The following is a 23,381-nucleotide window of genomic DNA, read 5'->3' on the forward strand; positions in this document are numbered from 1 at the left end:
GGCCCGCGAGGACGCCGAGGCCGCGACCGAGCGCGCGCGCGCCGGCCTCGCCGCGCTCGAGCGCGAGGAGGCGAGCTGGGCCGAGGCCTGGGGGGCCGGCGCTCGCGCGGCTCGCCCTGCCGGCCTCCACGTCGCCGGAGGACGCGGCCTCCGCCGCCCACGAATGGGCCGGCGCCCGCGGCGTGCTCGACGCGCTGGGGCAGGTGCGCCGGCGGGTGTTCCGCATGGACGAGGACGAGGCGGACCTCAAGGCGCGGGTCGACGCCATCGGCCGGGCGTCGGGGCTTGCGCTGCCGGAGGACGCCGTCGCCGCCGCGCGCATGCTGCAGGCCCGGTTCATCGAGAACGACGCCGCCCGCGCCCGCCGAGAGACGCTCGCGCCCGACGCCGAGGAGGCGGCGCGTACGGCCGCGGCCCGGCGGCTCGCGCTCGCGGAGCGGGAGGCCGCGGCGGCGCGGCTCTGCGAGATCGCGGGGTTGCTCGACGACGACTGGACGGGGCTCGCCGCGCTCGCCGAACGCCACGCCGGCCGCCTCGCCCTGACCGACGAGATCGCCCGCGTCGAGGATGGCCTCGCGACCGCCGGCGACGGCCTGCCGCTCGAGGCGCTCAAGAGCGCCGCCGCGGAACGCGATCCCGATTCGCTCGCGGGCGACCTCGCCGCGCTGGAGGACCGGGAGCGCGAGCTCGACGCCGACGTCGAGGCCGCGAGCCTCGCCGAACATGCGGCGCGCGCCGCGGTCGCCGGCCACCACGAGGCGGCGGGCGTCAACCGCGCGGTCGTAGCCCGAGAGAGCGCGACCGCGGAGCTTCACGACGTCGTCGAGCGCTACGTCGAGCTGTCGCTCGCCCGCGACCTGGTGGAGGACGCGATCGCCAAGGTGCGGGCCGAGCGTCAGGACCCGCTGGTGGCGCGGGCCGCGGCCCTGTTCCGATGCGCCACGCGCGGCGCCTACGCCGGCCTCGGCGCGGAGGTGGACGCCGCCGGCGTCCCCGCGGTGGTGGGCCAGCGCGCCGACGGCTCGTCGGTCGAGGTCCGGGCCATGAGCGACGGGGCGCGCGACCAGCTCTACCTCGCCTTCCGGCTGGCGAGCCTCGAAGCCTATGCCCGCGAGGCAGAGCCCCTGCCCTTCGTGGCCGACGACGTGCTGGTGCACTTCGACGACGCGCGCAGCCAGGCGACGTTGGAGCTGCTCGCGGACTTCGGCGCGACGGCGCAGACGCTGCTGTTCACCCACCACGACAGCGTGCGGGCGATGGCGGAGACGCTGGCCGCGGACGGCCGCTGCGGGGTCGTGGCGCTAGAGTGAGCGGGCTGCGTCGTTTCAAGGGTCGACCTCCCCGGGGGGTCGCCCTCCGTCCTCCGCCTTGACCGGAGCACCCACGCCAGACGGCGAGCGCCACGTCAGAGCCGAAATGGTCGGTCAAGCAGGAGCATGACCGCGCGCGCTGATGATCGCGCCGGCCCGTCCTCGATCACTCTATCGTGACAAACTCTTCCACGTGGCGGCGCAGCTTCAGGGTGTGCTCCCGCACCAGCCGCTCCGCGCGCTCGCCGTTGCGGGCCTCCAGCGCCTCGACGATCTCGCGGTGGTCGAGGATCGAGCGGCGGGCGCGGTCCTGCTCGACGATCGTTCGACGGCGGATCGCGCGGACGTGCATGAAGAGGCCGTTGGCGATGTCGCCGATCAGCTTGCAGCGTGACAGCGCGATGATCGCCGCATGGAAACGGATGTTGGCGTCGGAGTACTCGCCCATGTGGGAGTCGACGTCGTCGCCCGAGAAGGTGTCGACGAGCGTGTGCAGGGCCGCGATCTCGTCGTCGGCGGCGACCTCGGTTACGAGGCGGGCGGCCATGCTCTCGAGAGCCGCCCACACCGTGATCATCTCGAGGATTTCGGCCTTGGTGCGGCGCTGGATGTAGACCCCGCGGCGGGGTTCGGCGCGGACCAGGCCCTCCTGTTCGAGCTGCGCCAACGCCTCCCGCAAGGGGGTGCGGCTGACGCCGATCGACAGCGCGAGCGCGCGCTCGTCGAGCCGGAGCTGGGCGCGCTCGTCGTAGATGTTCATCTCGAAGATCGCGGCCTTGATCGCCTCGTAGGCCCGCGTCTTGAGGCTCTGCGCGCCCGCGATGGGCCTCAGCTCAAGTCCGTCCACACGCTCCCCCCGAGCCTTTCCGACGGCCTCCGTCGACCCAGCATATTTGCATGACTGGCCTGCGTAATGCCACCATCCACGCAATAATATATCCTAAAGTCGATATGAACGTTGGGATTAGTTCGTCTAACGGCGCATAAATGGAATATTGCATGCCACCTTGGGTTTGCTTAGCGTCGCTTAAAGACGCGTCCTGGGGGCGCGGGGAGCGGTCGCCGGACGGCCGGTTCGGGACGCGCTGGGGGAGGACCGCATGGAAGAGTTAGCCGCGCTCGCGGGCGGGTTCGCCGTCGCCGTGACGCCGTACAACATCGCTCTGATGGTGCTCGGCATCGTGCTGGGCGTGGTGATCGGCGTTCTTCCCGGTCTCGGCGGCGCCAACGGCGTCGCCATCCTCCTTCCGCTGACGTTCTCCATGGAGCCGACCTCGGCGATCATCATGCTGACGTCGATCTACTGGGGCGCGTTGTTCGGGGGGGCGATCACCGCGATCCTGTTCAACATACCGGGCGAGCCATGGTCCGTCGCCACGACCTTCGACGGCCACCCGATGGCGCAGAGGGGCAAGGCGGACGAGGCGCTGGTCGGAGCCTTCACCTCCTCGTTCGTCGGCGCGATCTTCGCCGTCGCCCTGATCACGTTCCTGGCTCCTGTGGTCGCCAAGTTCGCCCTGAGGTTCGGGCCCGCCGAATTCTTCGCGGTGCAGTTCCTCACCTTCGCGAGCTTCATCGGCATGGGCCGCGGCTCGCCGGCCAAGACCATCGCCTCCATGTGCCTCGGCTTCGCGCTCGCCTGCGTCGGCCTCGACGGCGTCACCGGCTCGCTGCGCATGACCTTCGGCCATGAGGAGCTTCTGAACGGCTTCAAGTTCCTGGTCGCGGTCATCGGCCTGTTCGGCATCGGCGAGATCCTGACCTCCATGGAGGACGGGCTGAAGTTCTCGGGCGCGGACGCCAAGCTGCGGATGGACGCCGTCATCCGGACCTGGCGCCAGCTGCCGAAAATGACCGGCACCTTCATCCGCAGCTGCATCGTCGGCTGCTGGATGGGCATCACGCCGGGCGGCGCGACGCCGGCCTCCTTCATGGGCTACGGCCTCGCCAAGCGCTTCTCGAAGAACGGCAAGAACTTCGGCAAGGGCGAGCTGGAGGGCGTCGTCGCGCCCGAGACGGCGGCCCACGCGGCCGGAACCGCCGCCATGCTGCCGATGCTGACGCTCGGCATCCCCGGTTCGCCCACGGCTGCCGTGCTGCTCGGCGGCCTGCTGATCTGGGGCCTTCAGCCCGGCCCGCTGCTCTTCGTCGAGCAGAAGGACTTCGTCTGGGGCCTGATCGCCTCGATGTACATGGGCAACATCGTCGGCCTCATCATCGTGCTGACCTGCGTGCCGCTGTTCGCCGCCATCCTGCGGGTGCCGTTCTCGATCGTCGCGCCCGCCATCGTCGTCGTCTGCGCCATCGGCGCCTACACCGTGAACAACGCCATGTTCGACGTGTGGATGATGCTGGTCTTCGGCGTCATGGGCTACCTCTTCTCCAAGCTCGGCTACCCCCTGCCGCCCCTCGTGCTCGCCCTCGTGCTTGGCGACCAGGCCGAGAGCTCGTTCCGGCAGGCGATGCTGATCAGCCAGGGCGACGTGTCGGTGTTCTGGTCGAACTGGCTGTGCGGAGCGATCATGACGCTCGGCGTCGTCATGGCCTTCTGGCCGATCGTCTCGGCCGTCATCGCGAAATTCAAGGGACCGGACCACGTCGCGAGAGCGGCGTGAGGAACGGACGACCGACGCCGCGAGACACGCGGCGCACATCAGGAGGGTGAGCATGAAAACGACACTCAAGAGCGCGGCCAAGCGTCTTGGCCTCGCCGTCGGCCTCGCGGCGGCCGCCGTCGCGCCCGCCGCGGCCTGGGAGCCGACTAAGGCCGTCACGCTGATCATCCCGGCCGGCACTGGCGGCGGCGCGGATCAGATGGCCCGCTTCATCCAGGGCGTGATCCAGAAGCACGAACTGCTGTCGAAGCCCGTCATCGTCGTCAACAAGGGCGGCGGCGCGGGCGCCGAAGGCTTCCTCGAGATGAAGGCGAGCGCGAGCGATCCGCACAAGATCATCATCACGCTCTCGAACCTCTTCACCACCCCGCTCGGCACCGGCACGCCCTTCAGCTGGAAGGACATGAAGCCGGTGCGCATGATGGCGCTCGACCAGTTCATCCTCTGGGTGAACGCCGAGAAGCCTTACAAGACCGCCAAGGAGTACATCGACGCGGTGAAGGAGGCGCCGGATCGCCAGTTCAAGATGGGCGGCACCGGCTCCAAGCAGGAAGACCAGATCATCACCACCGCGATCGAGCACGAGACCGGCGGCAAGAAGTTCACCTACGTGCCCTACGACGGCGGCGGCAAGGTCGCCGTGCAGCTCGTCGGCGGACATGTCGACAGCTCCGTCAACAACCCGATCGAGGCCGTGGCGCAGTGGCGCGGCGGACAGCTCCGCCCGCTCTGCATCTTCGACACCAAGCGCTCGACCTACACGCAGAAGGTCACCGACAGCCAGTCGTGGGCCGACATCCCGACCTGCGAGGAGAGCGGGCTGCCGACCAACTACCAGATGCTGCGCGGCATCTTCACGACCAAGAACGCGACTCCCGAACAGGTCGCCTTCTACGCCGATCTCCTGAAGAAGGTGATGGAGACCCCGGACTGGAAGGAATTCATGGAGAAGGGCGCCTTCAACCAGACGACCATGACCGGCGCGGACTTCGAAGCCTGGTTGACGGACGCCGAAGCCAAGCATCGCACCCTGATGCAGGGCGCCGGCTTCCTGGCCGCCAGCGCGCAGTAAACCCCGACGACGCGGCCGAGGAGCCACGCGCATGAGCGCCATCAATCCGGACCAGATCCACGACGTCGAGGCCGAGAAGCCTCTCGTCAGCATGCGCGTCGCGGACGTCGCCGTCGCGCTGCTGTTCCTCGCCGCGAGCGGGATCGTGATCGCCGACAGCGTCCGCCTCGGCTTCGAATGGCGGGAGAACGAAGGCCCCGCCCCGGGATACTTCCCGTTCTACGTGGCGGTGGTGATGGCGCTCGCGAGCGCGGTCAACCTGATCCGCGCCCTCCCCTCCTCGGAGGAGGGCGCGGCTCCGATGACAAGCGTGCAGGGCTTCGGCCGAATGGCCGCGATCTTCGTGCCTGCGGTCGTGTACGTGGCGGCGATCGGGTTGATCGGGATCTACGTCGCTTCGGCGATCTACATCGCGGCCTTCATGCTGTTCGTCGGCAAGTTCCCGGTGTGGAAGGCGCTCGCCGTCGGCTGCGGCGTCGCGATCGTCAGCTTCCTGATGTTCGAGGTGTGGTTCCTGGTGCCGCTGCCGAAGGGTCCGCTCGAGGCCGCCTTCGGCTTCTGACGCCCGCATCATTTCCAGGCCTCCAACGGGCCGGTCGCGACGGACGTCGCGGCCGGCCCGTTTTTATGTTATGGTGCCTCCAGCACCCCGCATCTGTGCCCGGCGCACCACGCCTGCGTGCTCAAGATCCCTCGATTGCGCCAATTGCAATTGTCATTTGCCCGCGCGCCACTTATGTCAGGCGCGCTTCAACCAAACTCATCGGAAGGTCAGCGTCACACATGCTGAAAGACGACAGCTTCGAGTCCCGTCGCAACGCATCGCTCGAGGCCAAGAAGGATTTGCTCGCCCGTTTCCGCTCCGCCGCCGAAGATCCGGCCGCGAAGAAGCGGATGGCCGAGCGCGCGGCGGTCGTCGCCGCCCGCGAGGCCCGTGAGCGGGCCAAGGAAGAAGAGCGCCGCCGCGTGATGGAGGAGAAGCTCGCCGAGGAGCGTCGCATCGCCGAGATCATCGAAGCGAAGCGCCGCGCCAAGGAGGAGGCCGCCGAGGCCGCCCGTCTCGCCGAGGAAGAGAAGCGCCTCGCCGCCGAGGCCGCCAAGAAGGCCGCCGAGGCCAACAAGAAGATCACCGCCACGACCCTCGCCGCCCGCGCTCTCGCAGCCGACATCATGCGGATGAGCGGCGGAGCCGATTCGGCCTATCCCGCGCGTAAGGCGCGCCGGGCGGGCTGACGACGAACGAAAACCCGCCTGGCGGACCAGGCGGGTTTCTGCAGGATCAAAGCGAAGCCCGGTCGCCTCCTCGGCGGCCGGGCTTCTTGCGTTGACGTCAGGCCGCGGCGCGGTTCACGCCGCCGAGCGCAAGCGACGTGAGCTTGGTGTCCGCGGACTTCTCCTCGCGCAGCGTCTGCTCGAGGACCGCGGCGCAGTCCGCCCGGCCGAGCTGCTTCGCCCACGCGACGAGGGTGCCGTAGCGCGATATTTCGTAGTGCTCGACGGCCTGCGCCGACGCGATGATCGCCGCGTCGAGAACCTGCTTGTCCTCCACGTCGCCGGCCACGTCGTTGGCTTCCTCGATGATGCCGTTGATCGCAGGGCACTTGGTGGTCTTGATCTCAGCGCCGTGCATCTCGAACACCTGCTCGAGCCTCTGCACGTGCGTCTCGGTCTCGTTGAGATGGCTCTGCAGTCCCTGCTTCAGCGACGGGTTCGTCGCCTTGTCGATCATCTTCGGCAGGGCCGACAAGATCTGCTTCTCCGCGTAGTACACGTCCTGGAGCTGATGCACGAAAAGATCGTCCATCGTCTTAATGTCTTTGGAAAAAAGACCCATAGCTCGCCTCCTGAGAGTCGTTTCTTTCGGTCGGCCGCGGATGTCTTCGCGGCGCCGTCGCGGAATCAACACCTCAGGCGGCGGGTCGTTCCGACCCCAGCGCATGAATTTGTCGAGCGCTCGCTTGCGCGAGGCCCTACCGGCGACGCAATGACGGGGTCAGCATCGCCGTGCGCGGCCGCGGGGTCGCCGGAAACTCAAATCAAAGAGGATCGCCCATGCGCGCCTGCGCCGTCGCCCTTCTCGCGCTCTCGCTTCTTCCGAATGTCGCCGCCGCGCAGGAGACGCGCCAGCCCCCCGCCGTCAGCGTCACGGGCGAAGGCGTGGTCGCGGCCACCCCCGACCGCGCTGTGGTGACGAGCGGCGTCGTGACCCGGGCGCCGACGGCGGGCGCCGCGCTCGCCGCCAACGCGACGGCCATGACCAAAGTCTTCGCGGCGCTGAAAGCCGCCAACATCGAGGACCGCGACGTCGCCACCTCCGCGCTCGGCCTCCAGCCGCAGTACGACTACGCCGACGGCCGCGCCCCGAAGCTTGTGGCTTACGAGGTCCGCAACGCCGTCACGGTCCGGGTGCGCGAGCTCGATCGCCTGGGCGCCCTGCTCGACCAGCTGGTGCAGGCCGGCTCCAATCAGCTCGAGAGCCTCGTCTTCGACGTGTCGGACGCCGACAAGCGGCTGGATGAGGCCCGCAAGGCCGCGATCGCCGACGCGCGACGCAAGGCGGAGCTCTACGCCGAGGCCGCCGGCGCGAAGCTCGGCGAGGTGCTGTCGATCGAGGAGAGCGGCGGCGGACACGAAGCGCCGATCCGTCCGCAGGCGATGCGCGCGAAGGCGATGGACGCGGCGCCGCCGACGCCCGTCGCCGCCGGCGAGCAGGAGTTGCGTGTGGAGGTTCAGGTCCGCTGGTCGATCGCCCGCTGAAGGGCTGCGTGACGATGCGTTAACGGCGATCCCTTAAGGTGCGCCATGGGGAAAAGCGCGCGCCGCGAAGTTGGCGCCGCGCCCATGATATCTTGGGGGAACGCAAATGACCTTCGGTTTTGGCCGCTCCGCGAAAGCCGCCGTCGCTCTGGAGCGCGCGCCTGAGAGCGCAGCCGCGATCGTCGACCACACCACGCTGATCGCCGCGCTCGACGCGCTGAAGCGCGGCGCGCCGGTGGCGGAATGGCCCGAGGGCGACCTGGGCGCGGCCCTGAAGGCCTTCGCCGAAGAGCTTGAGCGCCGCCAGCGCGCCGATCTCGACTCCGTCGTCGGCTTCGCGGCGAACGCCGCCGCCACGGGGACAGGCGTCGGCTGGGTGACCCACGACGTGCGCCAGGTCGCCGAGAGCACCTCCGCGATCGCAAGCGCCGTCGAGGAGCTCGCGAACTCAATTTCCGAACTCTCGGCCACCAGCCGCACCGGCGCGGACGACGCCGTCTCCGCCCAGGCCGAGACCGCCTCCTGCGTCGACGAGATGCGGCATGCGGCCGAATCGATGGACGCGATTCGCGAGCGGGTCGCCGCCATCGCCGCGCGCATCGGCGTGCTCGAGGACGCCGTCCGCCAGATCGCCGACATGGCCGGGATGATCGAGGCGATCTCCAGCCAGACCAACCTGCTCGCCCTCAACGCCACGATCGAGGCGGCGCGCGCCGGCGAGGCCGGCCGCGGCTTCGCGGTGGTCGCGAACGAGGTGAAGTCGCTGTCCGGCCAGACCGCAAAGGCGACGGAGCAGATCCGCGGCCGCATCGCGACGCTGACTGAGGAAACGAACGCCATCAAGGCCGCGACGGCCGAGAGCGCGCAGGTCGTCGCCTCCGGCGAGACCATCATCCGCACCACGGGCGCCAAGGTCGGCTCCGTCGGCGAGCAGGTGACGCTGATCTCGAACAATCTCAACGCGCTCGCCGAGGTGCTCGGCCAGCAGCGCGCCGCCACCAACGAAATCTCGGAGAACGTCACGCGCATCGCCGAAACCGCGCGCAAGACCCGCGGCGAGATCGACGCCGCCCTCGGAAAGCTAGTGCTGGCCGAAGAGGCCGCCATGGCCGGCGTCGAAGCCGGCGCGGCGAAGGGCGTCGAGAACTACGCCCTCGTCCGCCTGCCGGCGGACGCCGGCGTCGCCCACCGCAAGCTCGCGGCGGCCCTCGTCGGGCTTTCCGGCCCGACCTTCGACGCCGAGGGGTTCGGCGCCGGGCTCGACGGCGCGGCGTCCGACGAGGTCATCCGCCTGCGCGACAGCTTCCGCCGCGACGCGACCCGCATGATGGCCGCCGTGAAGGCCCAGGACTGGACCGCAGCGACCGCAAGCTTCGAAGCCTGCGAGGCCGGCCTCAAGCAGCTGGAAAAGCACGCCGGACGCCGCTGAAGCTCCGAACCGTCAGACGCCGCCCGCCGCGGACGCGGGCGAGGCGGCGTCCTATTCGGCCTCGGCAAGCGGCGCGTTCGCCGGCGGCGGAGGCAGGTCGTCCCACCACGCGGGCCGCACGGCGACGTCGCGCGGCAGCGCCAGCCACACCATCTGACGCGGACCGAACGGCACGCGGCGCACGACGTCGAACCGGTGCTCCTCGAGCAATGCGTCGATCTCCGCCGTCGTCAGCGCGCTCGCCCAGTTGGAGGCGAGGCCGTTGCCGTCCTTCTTACGGGCTTCGGCGACGTTGTAGCTCAGCAGCATCGGCCGCTTCGCCGCCGCGATGACCGCGATGTTGGCGGCCGGATCCTTCAGGTATTCGTAGACGCCTAGGCAGGCGACGAGCTCCGCCTCCTCGACCCATTCCCGGGGCAGCAGACGCTCGTTGAGATCGATACGGCGGGTGCGGGGGTCGTCCGCGACGATGTCGACCGGAATGTAGATCCGAGGTTTGGCGGAGGCCTCGAGGTACATGCCGAGGCAGCCCACATCGAGCAGCGCAAGCCCTTCAGGCACCAGCCGCGCCGCGAAGGCCGACCGCGCCGACCAGCGGTCCGAAGCCTGGCGCGCCTTGCCGCTGACGATGTCGGACATCCGCTCCATGTAGCGGTCGCCCTTCTTCTGCCGGCGCTTGACGAACTTCTTCGCCTCCGCCGTCCGCCACGGCCGCGGCATGCGGCTGTGGTCGACAGGCGCCAGGAAGGCGGCCATCAGAACGAAGTGGACCAACTGCTGGAACACGATCTCATAGCCGGCGGACGCCGCCAGTTCGGCGAAGCTCGCGAGGCTGTACTCCCGCTTCCACTCCGCCGGCGCCGGGCGTCCTGCCGGCACGAAATCGGACACCCAGTAGGTCGCGAAAACCGGGAGCCCGCGCGCGGCGAGCTGGTCGAGCACCGCTTTCGGGTTCTCAAGATGCTCGAACAGCCGGCTCGCGATCACCACCTCGGCCTGATCGAGATGAGCGTCGGGGATGTCGTCGAGATCAAGGTCGAGATAGCCGACCGTCCGATCCTTCGGCGCGCGGTCGAGACCAACATAGCTCCGCGCGGCGACGACCGCTTCGGCCTCCCCTCCGCCGCAGCCGAGGTCCAGGACGGCGAGATCGGGCATGACGAAGTACGGCAGCCAGCGCGTGATCACCGAGGCGGGCTCCCGGCCACGCCCGTCGATTAGCTCCCAGTTGGGATTCGACAGCGCGAATTCGAGGTTCGCGCCGAGATCGGGCGAGGCTTCCGATAGGTCCGACATCATCCCTCGCCGCCTGCGTTCGCGCATAGGCCGGCGGCCGCGATCATCCGCCGAGGAAATCGTGCGCGTCCGCCCCTACGCTCGCGTGACTTTCGCAGGACGCTGCGATGACGGCAACGTCAGGCTATTTCCGGGCGGACGAGCTCCGACGGACCGCCCCGACCCGGGTTTTCCGGAAGGGCGTCCCACCATGCCGGGCGCTCCGGCGCGGCTCGCGGGAAGGCCAGCCAAACCATTTGCCTGGCGCCGAACGGCAGACGACGGGCGACCTCGAAGCCATGGCGCTGTAGGAGGACGTCTCCCTCGCCCGGCGCGCCCACCGCGACACGGTTACGGAGCAACGAGAGGCCGATCGGATCGCCAAGCGCGAAGCCGCGGATGCCGAGCGGCAGGCTCGAAGGCAGGAAGCCGACGCGCGCCGGGCCGAGAGGGACGCCCGGTCGCGGCGCGCCTGATCTCGGCTTACTTCTCGAACGCGGCCGTGAGCTTGAGGTCGACGTCGTCGGAGACGACCGGCACGAAAGCGCCGAGGCCGAAGTCGCTGCGCTTCAGCCTGGCGGTGGCGGAGAATCCGACCGTTTCGGCCTTCGACATCGGGTTCGCGCCCGCCCCGTGGAACGTGGCGTCGAGCGTCACCGGCTTGGTCACGCCGTGGAGGGTGAGGTCGCCGGTGATCTTCGCGGTGTCGCCCGAGGCTTCGACCTTGGTGGAGACGAAGGTCGCCTTCGGAAACTTGGCGGCGTCGAGCAGTTCGGCGGTCTTGAGATGCGCCGCGAACTTCTCGGAGGTGACGGTGAGGCCGCTGATCGGAAACTCGATCGAGAGCTTCGCGTCGCCGGGCGCCTTCGGGTCAAGCGTCAGGCTGCCGCTCGGCTGGCCGAAGGCGCCGTAGAGCGTGGAGAAGCCCATGTGGTCCACGGACCAGATCACCTGAGTGTGGTTCGGATCGACCTTGTAGGTCCCGGCCGCGACGCGCGCGACGTCCTTCACGCCGGGCGTCTCCTGGGCGTGGGAGGCGACAGGCGCGGCCGCGAGCAGCGCGGCGGCGAGAGCGAACGACAAAGGCTTCATGGGTGGCGATCCTCGCGCAGGGATGGAAGACCTGATCCATGACCCGCCAAGACGTCGCCGTGAAGGCGCGCCGGCTCAAAGACGCGTGTGCGAAAACGCCCGTTCAGCGACGCTCGCGGCTGTGGCGGACGCGGAGGATGGTGACGATTTCGCGGTGTGCGTCGAAGCTTGAGTCGAGACGATGGGCGATACGGCCGAAAGGCGCGACAAGCCGGCAGTGTTTAGAAGGGGCAATGCGCGCGCAGCGAGCGGCAGCTACCTTGAGCGCTTCGGCGGCTTCGCCCTAAACGACGAACGGCGGGCCTGAGCCCGCCGTTCATCGATCTTCGTCCTGAGAGAGCGAGGTCGTCTCAGTTGTCGAGGAAGCTCCGCAGCTTCCGGCTGCGGCTGGGGTGCTTGAGCTTGCGGAGCGCCTTCGCCTCGATCTGGCGGATGCGCTCGCGCGTCACCGAGAACTGCTGGCCGACTTCCTCCAGCGTGTGGTCGGTGTTCATGCCGATGCCGAAGCGCATGCGCAGCACGCGCTCCTCGCGCGGCGTAAGCGAGGCGAGCACGCGCGTCGTCGTCTCGCGCAGGTTCGACTGGATCGCCGCGTCGATCGGCAGGATCGCGTTCTTGTCCTCGATGAAGTCGCCGAGGTGCGAATCCTCCTCGTCGCCGATCGGGGTCTCGAGCGAGATCGGCTCCTTGGCGATCTTGAGGACCTTGCGGACCTTCTCGAGCGGCATCGCGAGTTTCTCGGCCAGCTCCTCCGGGGTCGGCTCGCGGCCGATCTCGTGCAGCATCTGACGGCTCGTGCGGACGATCTTGTTGATCGTCTCGATCATGTGCACCGGAATGCGGATGGTGCGCGCTTGGTCGGCGATCGAGCGGGTGATCGCCTGCCGGATCCACCACGTGGCGTAGGTCGAGAACTTGTAGCCGCGGCGGTACTCGAACTTGTCCACCGCCTTCATCAGGCCGATGTTGCCCTCCTGGATCAGGTCCAGGAACTGCAGGCCGCGGTTCGTGTACTTCTTGGCGATCGAGATCACGAGGCGCAGGTTCGCCTCGACCATCTCCTTCTTGGCCTGCCGGGCCTCGCGCTCGCCCTTCTGCACCATCTGGACGATGCGGCGGAACTCCTGGATCTCCAGGCCGGTCTCGGTCGCGAGGTTATGGATGTCGCCGCGGATGTCCTTGACGAGGTCCTTCTCGGCCGCGACGAAGCCCTTCCAGCCCTTAGTGCCGAGCATGGCGACGCGGCGGATCCAATTCGGGTCGAGCTCGTAGCCCTGGTACTGCTTCAGGAAGTCGACGCGGTCGACGCCGAACGACTCCGCAAGCCGCATCAGTCGGCCTTCGAGCGCGACCAGCCGCTTGTTGATGTCGTAGAGCTGCTCCACCAGCGCGTCGATGCGGTGCTGGTTGAGGGACAGCGACTTCACGTTGAGGACGATGTCGTCCTTGAGCTTTTTGTACTTGCGGTCCTGGGCCGGCGAGAGGGTGCGGTTCTGCAGCCGGTTCTCGACGTTCTGGTCCTGCAGGCGGCGCAGCTTCTTGTAGTCGTCGGCGACGGCGTCGAAGGTCTCGAGCACGCGCGGCTTGAGCTCGGCCTCCATGGCGGAGAGCGAGACGTTGTTCTCCATGTCGTCGTCTTCGAGGTCGCCCTCCGGCGGCGTCTCCGCCTCGGCGGCCTCGGCGTCCTCGCCTTCGGCGGGCGCCGCGGCGCCGTTCTTGGCGTCAGGGCCGGCGTAGGTCGCCTCGAGGTCGATGACCTCGCGCAGCAGAATCTTGCCCTCGTTGAGTTCGTCGCGCCAGATGATGATCGCCTGGAAGGTCAGCGGGCTCTCGCAGAGCCCAGCGATCATCGCCTCGCGGCCAGCCTCGATCCGCTTCGCGATCGCGATCTCGCCCTCGCGCGACAGCAGCTCGACCGAGCCCATCTCGCGCAGGTACATGCGGACGGGATCGTCGGTGCGGTCGGTGGGCTCGGTCTTCTGGACCACAGCGACCGGCGCGGAGCGCGCCGTCTCAACCAGATCGCCGCCCTCAGGCTCGTCGTCGTCGGCGGAGGCTGTCGCCCCCTCCTCGCGCTCGCCGCTCTCAGCCTCCTCGGACTCGACCACATTGATGCCCATCTCGTTGAGCATCGCGTAGATGTCTTCGATCTGGTCGGATGTGTTCTGTTCGGAGGGGAGAACCTCGTTCAGCTCGTCGTAGGTCACATAGCCGCGCTTCTTTGCGGCTTTGATCATGCGGCGTACGGCCTGATCGCTGAGATCGAGCAGGGGACCGGCTTCGGTCTCCGGCGTTGCGGTCTCGGCTTCGTCCTTCGCCTGCAATTTGGTCGCCATATGTTCCAGTCTCCGAGCCGGCGCGTCCGCCGGCCACGCGATCGATGTCGTCCCGCAGAGGCCGCCGTCAAGCCGGCAGCGGCCGCGAATCGCATGTCATCAAGCTAAAGCCAACCCGCTTTACGCCCAGTTTACCAACACGAGCCCCGCGCACATGGGGCTGTCACCGCACCCGGACCGCTTACGTCCTCTAGGGACGCGTCACATCGACCGAACCGTGCGCCCGGATGCGCCGCCGAAGTTTTCGATCGAAGCTTCGGAACCCTCCGCCGCGGACAGCTGCCTCTGAATTTCTACGATCCGACGAAAGTTGTCGTCCGTGAAATCACGGCCAAAGTCCTGCTCAGCCGAGCGAAGTTCCCTATGTAACGCGCGCACCTTGATATGCAAGGCCGCAGCGTGCCGCCACGCGGTCTCGGCGTCGCGCGGGTCCGCCTCCGGGCCGACCCACCAGTTGCTGGCGAGAAGCGCGGCGTCCGCCCGCGCCAGCAGCGCCCCGCCGTCGGCCGCGCTCAAGACGTCGCGCATCGCCTCGCGCGTGGTCGCGCCGTGGGCGTAGGCGTCGAGCGTCGCGCGCCGTAGCCGGTCGAGGTCGCGGGTCGACAGGTCGAGCTGCGCGAAGGGCTCGGCGAGGTCGTCCAGCATCTGCGGGTGGTTGACGACGGCCAGCACCAGCGCGACCTCGCGGCCCGGCAGACGACCGGCGCCTGGGCCGACGAGCGGGCTTTGCCGCAGCGTGGCGGAGGCGGTGATCGGGAGGGCCTCGAAGGGCGCGCCGGGCCGACGGCTGGGCCCGCCCCGCCCCCCGCCGCGCGCGTTCGGGACAAAACGGCCGCCGCCTGCGCTTCGGCCGCCCCCGCTGCGGCGCGCGTCGACGGCGGAACGGCCGAAGCCGGCGAGGCGGGCCTCGATGGCCGTCTGGTAATGCCGGCGCACGGTCTCGTCGCGGATCGCGGCGAGCGCCGCCTTGAGGCGCGTCTCGAACGCGGCGGCCCGCTCCGGCGTGTCGGTGGGACTGGCCTCAAGCTCCTTCGACCACAGCACTTCGACGAGCGGCGCCGCGCGGCCGAGCACGGCCTCGACCGCTTCGCGGCCTTCCGCGCGCACCAGATCGTCCGGGTCCTGCCCCTCGGGCAGGAAGGCGAAGCGCAACGAACGGCCGGGCGCGAGCAGCGGCAGCGCCGTCTCGATCGCGCGGAAGCCGGCGCGGCGGCCGGCCTTGTCGCCGTCGAAGCAAAGGATCGGCTCGGGCGCCATCTTCCAGAGCAGCTCCATCTGCTCCGCCGTGAGCGCCGTGCCGAGCGGCGCGACCACATGGGCGATGCCGGCCGCGGCCAGCGCGATGACGTCGACGTAGCCCTCGACGGCGACGACGGCGCCCGCGGGATGGGCCGCGGCCCGGGCGCGGTGGTGGTTGAACAGTGTCGCGCCCTTGTGGAAGAGCGGCGTCTCCGGCGAGTTGAGGTACTTCGCGGGCGCGTCCGCCTGCATGGCGCGGCCGCCGAAGGCGATCACCCGGCCCCGACCGTCCTGAATCGGGAAGATGATGCGGTCGCGAAAGCGGTCGAAGGGCTCCGGCACATCGTCGCCCGAGACCAGCAGCCCGGCCTCGACCATGTCGCCGATCGGCACGCCCGCCTTGCGCAGATGGCTCTTGAGCGCCGATCGGTCGTTTGGCGCGTAGCCCATGCGGAACGCGGCCTGCGTCGCGGGGCTGAGGCCCCGGCCGCCGAGATAGCCGCGGGCGGCGGCCCCGGCGCGGCCCTGCAGCTCACCCTCGAAGAACTTCGCCGCCATCTCCATGATCTCGACCAGGCCCGCGCGGGCCTGCTGGCGCTGCTGCTCCTCCGGCGTCTCCTTCGGCATCGGCACGCCGGCGATCTCCGCCACGCGCTCCACCGCCTCCGGGAACGAGACGCCCTCGGTCTCCATCAGGAACTTGAAGATGTCGCCGTGCTTTCCGGACGAGAAGCAGTGGTAGAAGCCCTTCTGGTCGTTGACGAAGAACGACGGCGTCTTCTCGGCGTTGAACGGCGAAAGCCCCGCGTACTCCCGCCCCTGTCGCTTCAGCTTCACGCTGCGGCCGACCACCTCGGACACGGGTATCCGGTCGCGGAGATCGTCGAGAAAGGAGGGGGTGAAGCGCATGGGCGCGAGCGACTCGGGGCGCGGAGGCCGGTTTCGGGAGCGATCAATCTTTATATAAGCGCGCGAGCCGTCGCGCGCGCCCCGGATCGGCCCGCCCCCGTTAATCACAGGGCGCGGCTCCGCCCCTGTCCCTGCTCGCGCCCCTTCCCATAACCCCCTGACCAAGAACGATCGCTCCGCCGCGCTGGCGGACGGAGCGCCGACAGGGAGGACGTTCATGACCGACAGCCCGACCCTCGGCCGCCGGGAGATTCTCGCCGGCGGCGCGGCGCTCGCCGCAGGCGCCGCCTTTGCGCCCCTGGCGCAGGCGCGCGACTTCCGGCCCGGCGCGGAACCGCTGCGCTATCCCGACCCCGACGTCGTCGCGCTCGACCCCCGCTTCAAGAAGTACAGGCTCGGCAACGCCGCGATAGAGCGTATTCACACCGGCCTGCGCTGGGCGGAGGGGCCTGCCTGGAACGCCGTCGGCCGCTACCTGCTCTGGAGCGACATCCCCAACGACGAGCAATTGCGCTACACGGAGGAGGACGGCCACGTCTCGCGTCGGTTCCGCGCGCCGTCGGGCAACTCCAACGGCAACACCTTCGATTACCAGGGCCGGCAGGTCTCGTGCCGCCACGGACATCGCGACGTGGTGCGCTACGAGCACAACGGCCACATGACGGTGCTGGCCGCAGGCGTCGACGGCGGGGGATTCAACGCGCCGAACGACGTGGTCGTGCACCCGCTTGACGGCTCGATCTGGTTCACCGACCCGGGGTACGGCGCGCTGATGGAGTACGAGGGCCATCGCACGGTGGAGAGCGCCTCGAGCCCGCAGCCACTGCGGAAGGAGGCGGTCTACCGCATCGACGGCCAGTCCGGGGCCGTGGCAAAGGTCGCCGACGAACCGCTGAAGCCAAACGGGCTCTGCTTCAGCGCCGACTACGCCAAGCTCTATGTCGCCGACACCGGGGTCTCACACTACCCCGACGCCAAGAGCCAGATCTGGGTTTACGACCTCGACGGCGCGTCGCTGAAGAACCCAAGAACCTTCGCGGGCATGGAAATGGACGGCCGCACCGGCTTCGCGGACGGGATTCGCTGCGACGAGGACGGCAACGTCTGGGCCGGCGCGGGTTGGGCGGGCGAAGGCTACGACGGCGTCCACGTCTTCGCCCCGGACGGCGCGCGCATCGGCCTGATAAAGCTGCCGGAGATCTGCGCCAACCTGTGCTTCGGCGGCCAGAAACGGAACCGCCTGTTCATGGCGGCCAGCCAGTCGATCTACGCGCTCTACGTCGAAACCCGCGGCGCACACATCACCTGAGAGCCGCCTCTCACTGCCGACCGGCGCCCGCGGAATTGACATGCCCGCCGCCCCCCTCTAGAGAACCACCACGTCGCGCGGGGCCGAAAGCCCCGCGCGTGCGTTTATACGCACCCGCGGTCCGGCGTTTCGCGACGACCGGACCTGTCGGCCTCTCCATCCGGAGAAGCAGCAGGAGGGCGCGTTCCTCAACCTCTCGAAGGAGGACGCGATGTCGAAGCGACACGCCTCGAAGTACAAAATCGATCGCCGCATGGGCGAGAACATCTGGGGTCGTCCGAAGTCCCCGGTGAATCGCCGCGAGTACGGCCCGGGCCAGCACGGCCAGCGCCGCAAGGGCAAGCTTTCCGACTTCGGCGTGCAGCTGCGCGCCAAGCAGAAGCTCAAGGGCTATTACGCCAACATGACGGAGAAGCAGTTCCGTCGGGTCTACGCCGAGGCGACGCGCCTGAAGGGCGACACCTCCGCGAACCTGATCGGCCTGCTGGAGCGCCGTCTCGATTCGGTCGTCTACCGTTCGAAGTTCGTGCCGACCCCGTTCGCCGCCCGCCAGTTCGTGAATCACGGCCACGTCACGGTGAACGGCCGCCGCGTCAACATCCCGTCCTACCTCGTGAAGGTCGGCGACGTGATCGAGGTCAAGCAGGCGTCCAAGCAGCTCGCGATCGTGCTCGAGGCCGCGGCCTCCGGGGAGCGCGACGTGCCGGACTTCCTCGAAGTCGACCACGACAAGATGGTCGCCAAGTACATCCGCATCCCGGCGCTGACCGAAGTGCCCTACCCGGTCCACATGGAGCCGAACCTGGTCGTCGAGTTCTACTCGCGCTGATCGGGTCCTCCGGGATCGACTGGAATGCGAAAGGCCGCCCTTCGGGGCGGCCTTTTTGTTTCGGCGGCGAGGCCCATGTCTCTTCTCGGACCAAGGAGAGCCACCATGCCGGAAGCGACCTACCATGTCGTCGAACACGACGGCGGCTGGGCCTACAAGCTCGGAGACGTCTTCTCGGAGACCTATCCCACCCGCGAGGCGGCGCACCGCGCGGCGGAGACAGCCGCGCGCGAGCAACGCCTCGGCGGCGACAGCGCCGAGATTCAGTACCAGGACGCGACCGGTCGGTGGCGAGAGGAGCATGCCGACGGCGGGGACCGGCCCGACGCCCAGGTCGACGACTGAGTCTTACGCCGTCGCCGGCTCGTTCCCCAGCCGCACCATCACGATCTCCGGCGGCACGCCGAACCGCACGGGCAGGCCGCTCATGCCGATGCCGCCGGAGATGATCATGTGGCGCCCCTCCTCCACCACGTGGCCGTAGCGGAAGCGGCCGCGGTAGTCGCGCGGGATGAACGGGTTCGCCAAGCCGGGCACGTAGATCTGGCCGCCGTGGGTGTGTCCGGCGAGCGTGAGCGACACGCGGGCGGGCATCTCGTCGAAGATGTCCGGCTCGTGCGCAAGCATCACCACCGGGTCCTTCGTGCGGATCTGCGACAGCGTCGCCGGCAGGTCGTCCTCGCCCATGCGGCGGCGGCGGTCGAACAGGTGGGCGAGCTGGTCGCCGAGGCCGCCGAGCCAGAAACGCCGGCCGCGGTGCTCGATCAGCTCGGCTTCGTTCTCCATGATGCGGATGCGCGCGCCGTCGAGCGCGCCGCGGATCGTGTCGGCGTTGTGCCACCAGTCGTGATTGCCAAGGATGGTGTAGAGGCCGAGCGGCGCCGACAGGTCGGCGTAGGCCGCCGCCCATTCGTTCGGCGGCACGCGCGCCGCGACAAAGCGGTAGGTCGCCTCGTGGTCGCCGAGATGCACGATCAGGTCCGGCTTCAGCGCGTTGACCGTCTGGACGATGCGCTTCACCCGCGACATCGGCACGAAGGGCTCGCAGACGTGCACGTCGGCGATCACCGCAATCGAGAGCGGCAGATCCTCGGGCCAGCCGGGCGGCGTCAGACGGTATTCCGTGACGTCGAGCATCAACCCAGGCTCGACCAGCCCGGCGTAGGCCCCGCCAGAGGCCGCGACGAGGAAGCCGGCGCCGGCGGAGGCGAGCAGCGCGCGGCGGGTGATTAACGGCATAGGCGGCCCAGGGCTCGAGCGACGACGGGAGATGCGGCGCCGCCGACATCTGCCGCCCGATCGCGGCGCCGTCGAGGCGCGCCGCGATCAAAAGCTCAAGACGCTTAAAAGGGCGTTTGGGAGCGCGGAGAAACCGCTTCGCTCAAAGCGCAAAGCCGATCGGACTGGCTGACGGGACGAACCGCGACGTCATTCCGCGCGCAGTCCCGGGCTCCATGGTTCCGCCGGCTCAGTATCCTCCCGGCGGCAGGCTTATCGGCCCCGGGCCAAGCCCGGGGCGACGGCGGGCGTCGAACCCGCAAGCGCAAGTCCAACGAGCCTCCTACGGAAGCTCGCTGCGTCTCACGCCGGCTGCTTCAGCGCGACGCCGGCCTCTTTCAGGTGGGCCTGGAGCTCGCCCGCCTGGAACATCTCGCGGACGATGTCGCAGCCGCCGATGAACTCGCCCTTGACGTAGAGCTGGGGGATCGTCGGCCAGCTCGAGAACTCCTTGATGCCCTGGCGCATCTCGTCGCTCTGCAGCACGTTCACGCCCTGATAGGGCACGCCCAGATAGTCGAGGATCTGGACGACCTGGCCGGAGAACCCGCACTGCGGGAACTGCGGCGTGCCCTTGAGGAACAGCACGACGTCGTTGTCGGCGATCGCCTTCGCGATGTCATCCTTGGCGCTCATGATGTCTTTCGCCTTTTCGAATGTGAGAACGGGTCAGGCCTGCGGCGGGGCGCTGGTCTGCAGCGCGAGCGCGTGCAGCGCGCCGCCCATCTGCCCTCTCAGCGCCTGATACACGATCTGGTGCTGCTGGACGCGACTCTTGCCGCGGAAGGATTCGGAGACGACGACCGCCGCGTAGTGATCGCCGTCGCCGGCGAGGTCGCGGATGGTCACCGTGGCGTCTGGCAGAGCGTCGCGGATCAGCTCTTCGATCTCGCGGGCGTCCATCGGCATCGGCGTCTGTCTCCGTCAGGCGTCGGGCGCGGCGTCCGCCGCCGTGCCCGCCATGAAGCGCGGGAACCAGCCTTCGTGGGCCTCGCGCAGTTCGCTTAGAAGGATGGGGGCTTCCCGGCCCGGAATCAATCGGTCGCCGCCCGTCAGACCGATCCGCGTCGCCGTGACGCCGGCCTCGCTCGCCGCGGAGATGACGAGACCCGCCTTCGCTTCGTCGACTGTCACTATGTAGCGACCCTGATCCTCCCCGAAGAACCAGCCGTGGGGCGCGGAGTTCGCCGGGGCGTCGTCGAGCGACGCGCCGATTCGGCCCGCGAGCGCCATCTCGGCGACGCTGAGCAGCAGCCCGCCGTCGGAGACGTCGTGGACTGCCGTCGCGGCGCCGCTCAGGATCAGGCTGCGGACGAAGTCGCCGTTGCGGAGCTCCGCCGCGAGATCGACCGGCGGCGGCGCGCCCTCCTCCCGGCCGGCGACCAGCCAGAGCCAGCACGAGCGGCCGAGCCAGCCGATCCCGTCGCCGATCAGCAGGATTGCCTCGCCCTCGCGCTTGAAGGCGATGGTGGCGCTCTTCGAGATGTCGTCGAGCACGCCGACCGCGCCGATGGTCGGCGTCGGCAGGATCGCGCGGCCTTGGGTCTCGTTGTAGAGCGAGACGTTCCCGGACACGACGGGGAAGTCGAGCGCCCGGCAGGCCTCGCCGATGCCTTTGATGCAGCCCACGAGCTGGCCCATGATCTCGGGCTTCTCGGGGTTGCCGAAGTTCAGATTGTCCGTGACGGCGAGCGGGCGGGCGCCGACCGCGGTAAGGTTGCGCCAGGCCTCCGCCACCGCCTGCTTGCCGCCCTCGAACGGGTCGGCCTCGCAATAGCGCGGCGTGACGTCGGCGGTCAGGGCGAGGCCCTTGGGGCCGCCGTTGACGCGGATCACGGCCGAGTCGCCTCCGGGCTTCTGCACAGTGTCGCCCAGGATGATGTGGTCGTACTGCTCCCACACCCATCGGCGGGACGAGAGTTCAGCGGATCCGATCAGCGTCAGCAGCGCGTCGCGGGTCCCGAGCTTGGCGTCGACGTTGGCGGCGGAGACGGCCTGCGCCTTCGGCGTCTCGACCCAGGGGCGGTCGTACTCCGGCGCCTCGTCCCCAAGCTCCTTGATCGGCAGGTCGGCCTTCAGCTCGCCGTTGAGGTAGACCTTGAAGCGCAGGTCGTCGGTGGTGTGGCCGACCACCGCGAAGTCCAGCCCCCACTTCACGAAGATCGCGCGGGCCACGTCCTCCTTCTCGGGGTGCAGCACCATGAGCATGCGCTCCTGGCTCTCCGAGAGCATCATCTCGTAGGCCGTCATGCCTTCTTCGCGCACCGGCACGTTTTCCAGGTCGAGCCGGATGCCGAGGTCGCCCTTCGCGCCCATCTCGACCGCCGAGCAGGTCAGCCCCGCGGCGCCCATGTCCTGAATCGCGACGACGGATCCCGAGGCCATCAGCTCGAGGCAGGCCTCCAGCAGCAGTTTTTCCGCGAACGGGTCGCCCACCTGAACGGTCGGGCGCTTCTCTTCCGAGCCCTCGTCGAACTCGGCGGAGGCCATGGTCGCGCCGTGGATGCCGTCGCGACCGGTCTTGGAGCCCAGATAGACCACGGGCAGGCCGACGCCCGAGGCCTTGGCGTAGAAGATGGCGTCGGCCTTCGCGAGGCCGACCGCCATGGCGTTGACCAGGATGTTGCCGTCGTAGCGGGTGTGGAAGCCCACGAGGCCGCCGACCGTGGGGACGCCGAAGGAGTTGCCGTAGCCGCCGACGCCGGCGACGACGCCCGACACGAGATGGCGCGTGCGCGGGTGCTCGGGCGCGCCGAAGCGCAGCGCGTTCAGCGCCGCCACGGGGCGCGCGCCCATGGTGAAGACGTCCCGGAGAATGCCGCCGACGCCGGTCGCAGCCCCTTGGTAGGGCTCGATGAACGACGGGTGGTTGTGGCTCTCCATCTTGAAGACGACCGCGTCGCCGTCGCCGATGTCGACCACGCCGGCGTTCTCGCCGGGGCCCTGGATGACGTGAGGGCCGTCGATCGGCAGCGTCTTCAGCCAGATCTTGGAGGACTTGTACGAGCAGTGCTCGTTCCACATCGCCGAGAAGATCCCGAGCTCCGTGAAGCTCGGCGTGCGGCCGATGAGGGACAGGATGCGCTCGTACTCGTCGGGCTTGAGGCCGTGGGCGGCGACAAGGTCGGGCGTGATGGCGGGCTCGTGTGCGGTCATCGATCTCGCGGGCGCGGACGTTTCGGAGGAGGCCGGGCCTTGCTACGCCAATGCGGCGCGGCATGCTAGAGCGCGGGACGTTGCGAACGGTCGCGGATCAGCCATGAGCTTGCCCCTTCTGAAGCCGCGACGACTGACGGTCGACGAGTTTCGAGAGCTTGAGGCGAACGCTCCCGAAGACGAGCGCTGGGAGCTTCTTAACGGCGTCATCTACAGATCGATGGCGGGCGGGGCCGTCCGGCACAACGACATCGTCCAGAACGTGTCGTCGCGTCTTCGCGGCGAACTGCGTCGCATCCGGTCCCCTTGCCGGACATCGACCGAAAACGTCCGGCTCGACATCGCCACGGTCGGCGCCTCCACGCTTCCCGACGTCTTCGTCAATTGCGGACCCAGACCTGGCGCCGCGCGGACGCTCGACGGCGGACGGCCGAAGGTTTCCTGCGGCGCGAGTTCTCCTCGGCCGCCGACCGCGTGGCGTTCGATGGGCTCGACGTGTCGATGACGCTCGCCGAGATCTACGAAGACGTGGTGTTCGACGCGGCCTGACGCCGCGGGGCAGTCCGTCGCCGCATGTCGCCCCTGCGCGAAGCCTGCGGCGCGCGGCGCGCGCATGCGGTATACCGTCCGCGTGATGCGGCCCCTCCCCTCAATTTCAGCCTTGCGCCCGCCGGTCCAGTGGGCGGCGACGCTCGTGCTGTCAGCCGCGCTCGTCGTGGCGCTCGAAATCCTGGGACTGCCGGCCGCGCTGCTGCTCGGCCCGATGGTCGCCGGC

The 23,381-nt window shown here is 69.1% G+C and carries 21 protein-coding genes and 1 pseudogene; 12 read left to right on the forward strand and 10 right to left on the reverse strand.

Translation table 11 applies throughout. The annotated features are described in order from the left end of the window. Positions 1-1,310: ATP-binding protein (locus METY_RS20430; RefSeq protein WP_444849103.1), on the forward strand; the 1,310-nt coding region annotated here is incomplete at its 5' end. Between the two features lie 166 nt (positions 1,311-1,476). Here METY_RS20430 and METY_RS20435 read toward each other — a convergent pair. Further along, positions 1,477-2,157, reverse strand: coding sequence for a GntR family transcriptional regulator (locus tag METY_RS20435; RefSeq protein ID WP_103123235.1), 681 nt, complete (start codon positions 2,155-2,157; stop codon positions 1,477-1,479). Positions 2,158-2,410: 253 nt separating this feature from the next. Between METY_RS20435 and METY_RS20440 the strand changes: the two genes are divergently transcribed. The 4 genes from METY_RS20440 (at position 2,411) to METY_RS20455 (ending at position 6,230) form a co-directional block, all read left to right on the forward strand. Beyond that, the gene (locus METY_RS20440) at positions 2,411-3,925 is read left to right on the forward strand and encodes a tripartite tricarboxylate transporter permease (protein ID WP_103123236.1); all 1,515 of its coding nucleotides are present in this window, start codon (positions 2,411-2,413) and stop codon (positions 3,923-3,925) included. Positions 3,926-3,977: 52 nt separating this feature from the next. Further along, a complete protein-coding gene (locus METY_RS20445) occupies positions 3,978-4,997 on the forward strand; it encodes a tripartite tricarboxylate transporter substrate binding protein (protein ID WP_103123237.1) in 1,020 nt (339 codons plus the stop codon). A gap of 31 nt (positions 4,998-5,028) precedes the next feature. Next, entirely contained in the window at positions 5,029-5,559 is a 531-nt protein-coding gene (locus METY_RS20450) for a tripartite tricarboxylate transporter TctB family protein (RefSeq protein ID WP_103123238.1), read from the forward strand. Between the two features lie 221 nt (positions 5,560-5,780). Then, entirely contained in the window at positions 5,781-6,230 is a 450-nt protein-coding gene (locus METY_RS20455) for a hypothetical protein (protein WP_103123239.1), read from the forward strand. A gap of 97 nt (positions 6,231-6,327) precedes the next feature. Here the strand turns inward: METY_RS20455 and METY_RS20460 are convergent, their stop codons facing one another. After that, complete coding sequence (locus tag METY_RS20460) at positions 6,328-6,831, reverse strand: YciE/YciF ferroxidase family protein (RefSeq protein ID WP_103123240.1); 504 nt, start codon at positions 6,829-6,831, stop codon at positions 6,328-6,330. A 218-nt stretch (positions 6,832-7,049) separates the two neighbouring features. Here METY_RS20460 and METY_RS20465 point away from each other — a divergent pair, with 218 nt between their 5' ends. Then, positions 7,050-7,754 (forward strand): SIMPL domain-containing protein, encoded by a 705-nt coding sequence (locus tag METY_RS20465; RefSeq protein ID WP_103123241.1) that lies wholly within the window; start codon positions 7,050-7,052, stop codon positions 7,752-7,754. A 106-nt stretch (positions 7,755-7,860) separates the two neighbouring features. Further along, complete coding sequence (locus METY_RS20470; protein ID WP_103123242.1) at positions 7,861-9,183, forward strand: methyl-accepting chemotaxis protein; 1,323 nt, start codon at positions 7,861-7,863, stop codon at positions 9,181-9,183. Positions 9,184-9,234: 51 nt separating this feature from the next. Here METY_RS20470 and METY_RS20475 read toward each other — a convergent pair whose 3' ends face one another. The 4 genes from METY_RS20475 to dnaG all read right to left on the reverse strand — a co-directional run bounded on the left by METY_RS20475 (position 9,235) and on the right by dnaG (position 16,034). Further along, on the reverse strand, positions 9,235-10,482 hold the full coding sequence (locus tag METY_RS20475; protein WP_103123243.1) for a methyltransferase domain-containing protein: 1,248 nt from the start codon (positions 10,480-10,482) through the stop codon (positions 9,235-9,237). A gap of 459 nt (positions 10,483-10,941) precedes the next feature. Then, a complete protein-coding gene (locus METY_RS20480) occupies positions 10,942-11,550 on the reverse strand; it encodes a YceI family protein (RefSeq protein WP_103123244.1) in 609 nt (202 codons plus the stop codon). 350 nt (positions 11,551-11,900) lie between these two features. After that, the gene (rpoD, locus tag METY_RS20485; protein ID WP_103123245.1) at positions 11,901-13,886 is read right to left on the reverse strand and encodes an RNA polymerase sigma factor RpoD; all 1,986 of its coding nucleotides are present in this window, start codon (positions 13,884-13,886) and stop codon (positions 11,901-11,903) included. A gap of 201 nt (positions 13,887-14,087) precedes the next feature. Beyond that, on the reverse strand, positions 14,088-16,034 hold the full coding sequence (gene dnaG / locus METY_RS20490) for a DNA primase (protein WP_103123246.1): 1,947 nt from the start codon (positions 16,032-16,034) through the stop codon (positions 14,088-14,090). A gap of 217 nt (positions 16,035-16,251) precedes the next feature. Between dnaG and METY_RS20495 the strand changes: the two genes are divergently transcribed. The 3 genes from METY_RS20495 to METY_RS20505 all read left to right on the forward strand — a co-directional run bounded on the left by METY_RS20495 (position 16,252) and on the right by METY_RS20505 (position 18,517). Next, positions 16,252-17,343: an SMP-30/gluconolactonase/LRE family protein gene (locus METY_RS20495; RefSeq protein ID WP_103123247.1), complete on the forward strand. Its 1,092-nt coding sequence runs from the start codon at positions 16,252-16,254 to the stop codon at positions 17,341-17,343. Positions 17,344-17,554: 211 nt separating this feature from the next. Continuing rightward, positions 17,555-18,172, forward strand: coding sequence for a 30S ribosomal protein S4 (gene rpsD, locus METY_RS20500; protein WP_103123248.1), 618 nt, complete (start codon positions 17,555-17,557; stop codon positions 18,170-18,172). Positions 18,173-18,277: 105 nt separating this feature from the next. Then, positions 18,278-18,517 (forward strand): DUF2188 domain-containing protein, encoded by a 240-nt coding sequence (locus METY_RS20505; RefSeq protein WP_103123249.1) that lies wholly within the window; start codon positions 18,278-18,280, stop codon positions 18,515-18,517. Positions 18,518-18,520: 3 nt separating this feature from the next. Here the strand turns inward: METY_RS20505 and METY_RS20510 are convergent, their stop codons facing one another. From METY_RS20510 to purL, 4 genes are all read right to left on the reverse strand, one after another. Then, on the reverse strand, positions 18,521-19,411 hold the full coding sequence (locus tag METY_RS20510; RefSeq protein ID WP_103123250.1) for a metallophosphoesterase: 891 nt from the start codon (positions 19,409-19,411) through the stop codon (positions 18,521-18,523). Positions 19,412-19,753: 342 nt separating this feature from the next. Beyond that, entirely contained in the window at positions 19,754-20,086 is a 333-nt protein-coding gene (gene grxD, locus METY_RS20515; RefSeq protein WP_103123251.1) for a Grx4 family monothiol glutaredoxin, read from the reverse strand. A gap of 33 nt (positions 20,087-20,119) precedes the next feature. Beyond that, positions 20,120-20,359, reverse strand: coding sequence for a BolA family protein (locus METY_RS20520; protein ID WP_103123252.1), 240 nt, complete (start codon positions 20,357-20,359; stop codon positions 20,120-20,122). 15 nt (positions 20,360-20,374) lie between these two features. Beyond that, entirely contained in the window at positions 20,375-22,606 is a 2,232-nt protein-coding gene (gene purL / locus METY_RS20525; protein ID WP_103123253.1) for a phosphoribosylformylglycinamidine synthase subunit PurL, read from the reverse strand. A 103-nt stretch (positions 22,607-22,709) separates the two neighbouring features. Between purL and METY_RS21550 the strand changes: the two are divergent. Both METY_RS21550 and METY_RS21555 read left to right on the forward strand, forming a co-directional pair. Continuing rightward, positions 22,710-22,946 (forward strand): annotated as a pseudogene (locus METY_RS21550) (Uma2 family endonuclease); the annotation flags it as partial. A gap of 44 nt (positions 22,947-22,990) precedes the next feature. Next, positions 22,991-23,155 (forward strand): hypothetical protein, encoded by a 165-nt coding sequence (locus tag METY_RS21555; RefSeq protein WP_244593770.1) that lies wholly within the window; start codon positions 22,991-22,993, stop codon positions 23,153-23,155. Positions 23,156-23,381: the final 226 nt, after the last annotated feature.

Origin of the sequence: Methylopila sp. Yamaguchi (assembly GCF_002897035.1) — a bacterium.
Taxonomy (GTDB): Bacteria; Pseudomonadota; Alphaproteobacteria; order Rhizobiales; family Methylopilaceae; genus Methylopila.

Bases quoted from the DNA above. Each gene is read 5' to 3' on its own strand.
- METY_RS20440 (WP_103123236.1), top strand. From the start codon at position 2,411: ATGGAAGAGTTAGCCGCGCTCGCGGGCGGGTTCGCCGTCGCCGTGACG.
- METY_RS20445 (WP_103123237.1), top strand. From the start codon at position 3,978: ATGAAAACGACACTCAAGAGCGCGGCCAAGCGTCTTGGCCTCGCCGTC.
- METY_RS20450 (WP_103123238.1), top strand. From the start codon at position 5,029: ATGAGCGCCATCAATCCGGACCAGATCCACGACGTCGAGGCCGAGAAG.
- METY_RS20455 (WP_103123239.1), top strand. From the start codon at position 5,781: ATGCTGAAAGACGACAGCTTCGAGTCCCGTCGCAACGCATCGCTCGAG.
- METY_RS20460 (WP_103123240.1), bottom strand. From the start codon at position 6,831: ATGGGTCTTTTTTCCAAAGACATTAAGACGATGGACGATCTTTTCGTG.
- METY_RS20465 (WP_103123241.1), top strand. From the start codon at position 7,050: ATGCGCGCCTGCGCCGTCGCCCTTCTCGCGCTCTCGCTTCTTCCGAAT.
- METY_RS20470 (WP_103123242.1), top strand. From the start codon at position 7,861: ATGACCTTCGGTTTTGGCCGCTCCGCGAAAGCCGCCGTCGCTCTGGAG.
- METY_RS20475 (WP_103123243.1), bottom strand. From the start codon at position 10,482: ATGATGTCGGACCTATCGGAAGCCTCGCCCGATCTCGGCGCGAACCTC.
- METY_RS20480 (WP_103123244.1), bottom strand. From the start codon at position 11,550: ATGAAGCCTTTGTCGTTCGCTCTCGCCGCCGCGCTGCTCGCGGCCGCG.
- rpoD (WP_103123245.1), bottom strand. From the start codon at position 13,886: ATGGCGACCAAATTGCAGGCGAAGGACGAAGCCGAGACCGCAACGCCG.
- dnaG (WP_103123246.1), bottom strand. From the start codon at position 16,034: ATGCGCTTCACCCCCTCCTTTCTCGACGATCTCCGCGACCGGATACCC.
- METY_RS20495 (WP_103123247.1), top strand. From the start codon at position 16,252: ATGACCGACAGCCCGACCCTCGGCCGCCGGGAGATTCTCGCCGGCGGC.
- rpsD (WP_103123248.1), top strand. From the start codon at position 17,555: ATGTCGAAGCGACACGCCTCGAAGTACAAAATCGATCGCCGCATGGGC.
- METY_RS20505 (WP_103123249.1), top strand. From the start codon at position 18,278: ATGCCGGAAGCGACCTACCATGTCGTCGAACACGACGGCGGCTGGGCC.
- METY_RS20510 (WP_103123250.1), bottom strand. From the start codon at position 19,411: ATGCCGTTAATCACCCGCCGCGCGCTGCTCGCCTCCGCCGGCGCCGGC.
- grxD (WP_103123251.1), bottom strand. From the start codon at position 20,086: ATGAGCGCCAAGGATGACATCGCGAAGGCGATCGCCGACAACGACGTC.
- METY_RS20520 (WP_103123252.1), bottom strand. From the start codon at position 20,359: ATGCCGATGGACGCCCGCGAGATCGAAGAGCTGATCCGCGACGCTCTG.
- purL (WP_103123253.1), bottom strand. From the start codon at position 22,606: ATGACCGCACACGAGCCCGCCATCACGCCCGACCTTGTCGCCGCCCAC.